The following is a 3,980-nucleotide window of genomic DNA, read 5'->3' as shown; positions in this document are numbered from 1 at the left end:
CTGGCGCGCCGCTGCCCTTCGCACCCCGGCCGGCGCTGCCACCGCCGCGGGCGAGGCGTCCGCGCTTCGGTGTGTCGCTCGGCACGCGCAGCAGCAACTGCACCTCGCCCTTGAGCACCGCGCGCGCGCCGTCGGTCAGCGCCAGCGTGTTGTATTCGCCCTCGGACACCACATGGCCCAGCGCGACCAGCTGGCGCAGCACGCCTCGCCACTGCTGCTCGGACAGGTCGGCGCCGACGCCGAAGGTCGACAGGCCGTCGTGGCCGTACTGTGCGACCTTCTCGGTGGCCTTGCCGCGCAGCACGTCGATCAGGTGAGCGGCGCCGAAGCTGCGCGGCCCGCGGCCGTGCTGACCGAAGCGGTAGATGCACGACAGCAGCTTGCGCGCGGCCTCGGTGGCGTCCCACACCGCCGGCGGATTCAGGCAGTTGTCGCAGTTTCCGCAGGACCGACTGGGCTCGCCGAAGTAATCGAGCAACCGCATGCGGCGGCAGTCGTGCGCCTCGGCCAGCGCCAGCAGCGCGTCGAGCTTGCCGCGCTGGGCGCGCTTGAACTCCTCGCCGGCCGGGCTGTCGTCGATCATGCGGCGCTGGTTCACCACGTCGGCCAGGCCGTAGGCCATCCAGGCCTCGGCGGGCTCGCCGTCGCGGCCGGCGCGGCCGGTCTCCTGGTAGTAGCTCTCGATGTTCTTCGGCAGGTCGAGGTGGGCGACGAAGCGCACGTCGGGCTTGTCGATGCCCATGCCGAACGCGATGGTCGCGACCATCACGATGCCGTCCTCGCGCAGGAAGCGGTTCTGGTGCCGCTGCCGCACCGCGGCGTCGAGCCCGGCGTGGTAGGGCAGCGCGGTGATGCCCTCCGTCTCGAGCCAGGCCGCGGTCTCGTCGACCTTCTTGCGCGACTGGCAGTACACGATGCCGGCCTCGCCCTCGTGCTCGTCGCCGATGAAGCGCAGCAGCTGCTTGCGCGGATCGTCCTTTTCGACCACGCGGTAGCGGATGTTCGGCCGATCGAAGCTGCTGATGAAGACGCGCGCGTCCTCGAGCTGCAGGCGCGACACGATGTCGGCGCGCGTGTGCTCGTCGGCCGTCGCGGTGAGCGCGATGCGCGGCACGTCGGCATAGCGCTCGTGCAGCACGTGCAGGCCCAGGTAGTCCTCGCGGAAGTCGTGGCCCCACTGGCTCACGCAGTGCGCCTCGTCGATCGCGAACAGGCTCAGCAGTCCGCGCTCGTGCAGCGAGTCGAGCTGACCCAGCATGCGCGGCGTGGTCAGCCGCTCCGGCGCAGCGTACAGCAGCACCAGGCGGCCGCTCATCATCTCGCGCTCGATGCGCTGCACGTCGGCGAGTTCGAGCGAGGAGTTGAGGAAGGCCGCATGCACGCCGGCTTCCTCGAGCGCGCCGACCTGGTCGTGCATCAGCGCGATCAGCGGGCTCACCACCACGGCCACGCCGTGGCCGGCGCGGTGGCGCGCGATCGCCGGCACCTGGTAGCACAGGCTCTTGCCACCGCCGGTGGGCATCAGCACCAGCGCGTCGCCGCCGGCGCTCACGTGGTCGACGATCTCGGCCTGGTGTCCGCGGAAGGCGGTGTAGCCGAACACCTGCTGCAGCACGTTCAGCGGGTCGGTGGCGGGCAGGGTCGGGTCGGTTCGCGGCGGGGTCACGGGGCGGATGCTAGCGGAGCGCCCGCGTGTGCCGGCCGGGCGCGGGCGTCAGGGCCTGCCGGGAGCGGAGTCCTGGAATGCGGTGGTGGCGGTGCCCGAGTCCGGCGGCATCGTCGACGGCACGGCCGGCAGGCGTCGCAGCTGCAGCTCGGCCAGCTCGGCGTACAGCGGCCGGCTCAGCAGCCGCGAGACGCCGCTGGCCCCCAGCGCCGCAGCCATCAGGCTGAGCACCATCGCGTGGCCGTCGACCATCTCCATCACGATGATGAAAGCCGTGATCGGCGCCTGCGTCACGGCGGCCAGGAAGCCGGCCATGCCGATGGCGATCAGCGCCGCGCCGGCCGGCGAGCCGGTGAGCTGCGCGATGTCGGCGCCAATGCCCGCGCCGACCGACAGCGAGGGCGCGAAGATGCCGCCCGGCACGCCGCTCCAGGTCGACAGCCAGGTGCTGATGAACTTGAGCAGCACGAACAGCACCGGCAGGCCGGGTTCGCCGTCCAGCAGGCCCTTGGTCTCGTCGTAGCCGCTGCCATAGGTGAGGCCGCCGCTGACGATGCCGATCAGCGCCACCACGAAGCCGCAGCCGGCCGCGAAGCGCACCGGATGGCGCCGCCGCAGCGCGCAGAAGCGATCGGGCGCACCGACCATCGACACGATCAGCAGGCGCGAGAACAGGCCGCCCAGCAGGCCCGCGCACAGCACCACCAGCAGGCCGGGCAGCAGCACGCCGCTGTCGAGCCGGCCGACGCGGATGACGCCGAAGTACGTGGAGTTGCCGAAGGCCGAGACCGCCACCAGGCCGGCCAGCACGATGGCGGTGATGATGAGTCCGCTGTTGCGGTTCTCGATCTTGCGCGACAGCTCCTCGATCGCGAACACCACACCGGCCAGCGGCGCATTGAAGGCGGCGGCGATGCCGGCGGCGCCGCCGGCGATCAGCAGGCCGTGGTCGGTGACGCTCGATCGCGACGGCAGCCAGCGGCGTGCATGCAGCATCACTCCGGCCGCCACCTGCACCGATGGTCCTTAGCGCCCGGCCGACAGCCCGGCCAGCAGCGCGCCCGACGCCAGCACCAGCTTGGCCACGCTCAGCCGCAGCGACACGAACAGCCCACGCTGCGACGGCGAGGTGCGCGTGTCCAGCGCCGCCAGCACCTGCGGAATCCCGGAGCCGGCGGCCCCCGGCACCCAGCGCAGCGTGACCCACACCAGCGCCGCGGTGAGCGCCGGCATCCAGACCAGCGGCAGCAGCGGGTGCAGGGCGCGCAGGGCACCGAAGCCCTCGAGCGCCAGCTCGCTCAGCATCGTGAAGCCGACCACGGCGAGCCCCGCGGCGACCGCGTACGCCAGCACCACAGCGCGATCGCGCCAGGCGCGCCAGTCGACCAGTTCCTGGCGAACGGCCTGGGTGAAGTCGGGTTGCTTCTTCAAGGGTGCGGGACGGTGCGACGGTGCGCGAGCGGCGGCCCGCGCACCCACGGATGATGCCTGGGCCGGCTCATGCAAGAAGCGGGCGCAGGGCCATCGGGGTGGCGGGCATAATCATCGGCCGCCCCGGATTCCCGGGCCGCGGACCCCTCCGAATCCCTTCTTTCTCCTTACTGCGCGGGAGCAGCGGCATGGCCTCCATCAACAAAGTCATCCTGATCGGCAACCTGGGCCGCGACCCCGAGGTGCGCTACACGCCCAGCGGTTCGGCGGTGTGCAACATCAGCCTTGCCACCACCCGCAACTGGAAGAGCAAGGACAGCGGCGACAAGGTCGAGGAGACCGAATGGCACCGCGTGGTGTTCTACGACCGCCTGGCCGAGATCGCCGGCGAGTACCTGAAGAAGGGCCGCCCGGTCTACGTCGAAGGCCGCTTGAAGACCCGCAAGTGGCAGGACAAGGACGGCGCCGAGAAGTACACCACCGAGATCATTGCCGAGCAGATGCAGCTGCTCGGGGGCCGCGAGGGCATGGGTGGCGGTGACGACGGCGGTGGCGGCGGCTATTCCCGGGGTGACGAAGGCGGCGGCGAGGCCCCGCAGCGCGCGGCGCGCCCGCCGCAGCGACCGGCCGCCTCGCGCCAGGCGCCTGCACCGGCCCCGCAGAAGTCGGCCACCGGCTTCGACGACATGGACGACGACATCCCGTTCTAACCGGCACCTTGTTGTTTTTTTGTTGATTGAAGGCCCGCTCTCCAAGAGGAGACGGGCCTTTTTTCTTATCAACACATCGTTTTGTGTTCTAGTTGGGTCGAGCTCAACTGCGAACTTACGAAACGGTGGATAGATGCCGCGATACGTCGCAAAGCGCTTCAGGTTGTGCGCGC

General features: G+C 70.7%; 2 protein-coding genes and 1 pseudogene. 1 reads left to right on the top strand and 2 read right to left on the bottom strand.

Annotated elements, in window-relative coordinates; all coding sequences use genetic code 11:
- The coding region (gene recQ, locus Y694_RS20255) for a DNA helicase RecQ (RefSeq protein ID WP_051495935.1) at window positions 1-1,666 on the bottom strand (1,666 nt) is incomplete at its 3' end.
- A gap of 48 nt (window positions 1,667-1,714) precedes the next feature.
- A pseudogene (locus Y694_RS20250) lies at window positions 1,715-3,097 on the bottom strand (chloride channel protein).
- A gap of 188 nt (window positions 3,098-3,285) precedes the next feature.
- On the opposite strand from Y694_RS20250, the gene ssb reads away from it, so the two are divergent.
- Window positions 3,286-3,807: a single-stranded DNA-binding protein gene (gene ssb, locus Y694_RS20245; RefSeq protein WP_011827712.1), complete on the top strand. Its 522-nt coding sequence runs from the start codon at window positions 3,286-3,288 to the stop codon at window positions 3,805-3,807.
- Window positions 3,808-3,980: the final 173 nt, after the last annotated feature.

Source organism: Methylibium sp. T29-B (genome assembly GCF_000576225.1).
GTDB lineage: Bacteria > Pseudomonadota > Gammaproteobacteria > Burkholderiales > Burkholderiaceae_C > Methylibium > Methylibium petroleiphilum.
The sequence above is the reverse complement of the archived record's forward strand: the minus strand, read 5'-3'. Positions and strand labels throughout refer to the sequence as shown.

Excerpts from the sequence above, each read along its gene's own strand:
- ssb (WP_011827712.1), top strand. The coding sequence starts at position 3,286 with ATGGCCTCCATCAACAAAGTCATCCTGATCGGCAACCTGGGCCGCGAC.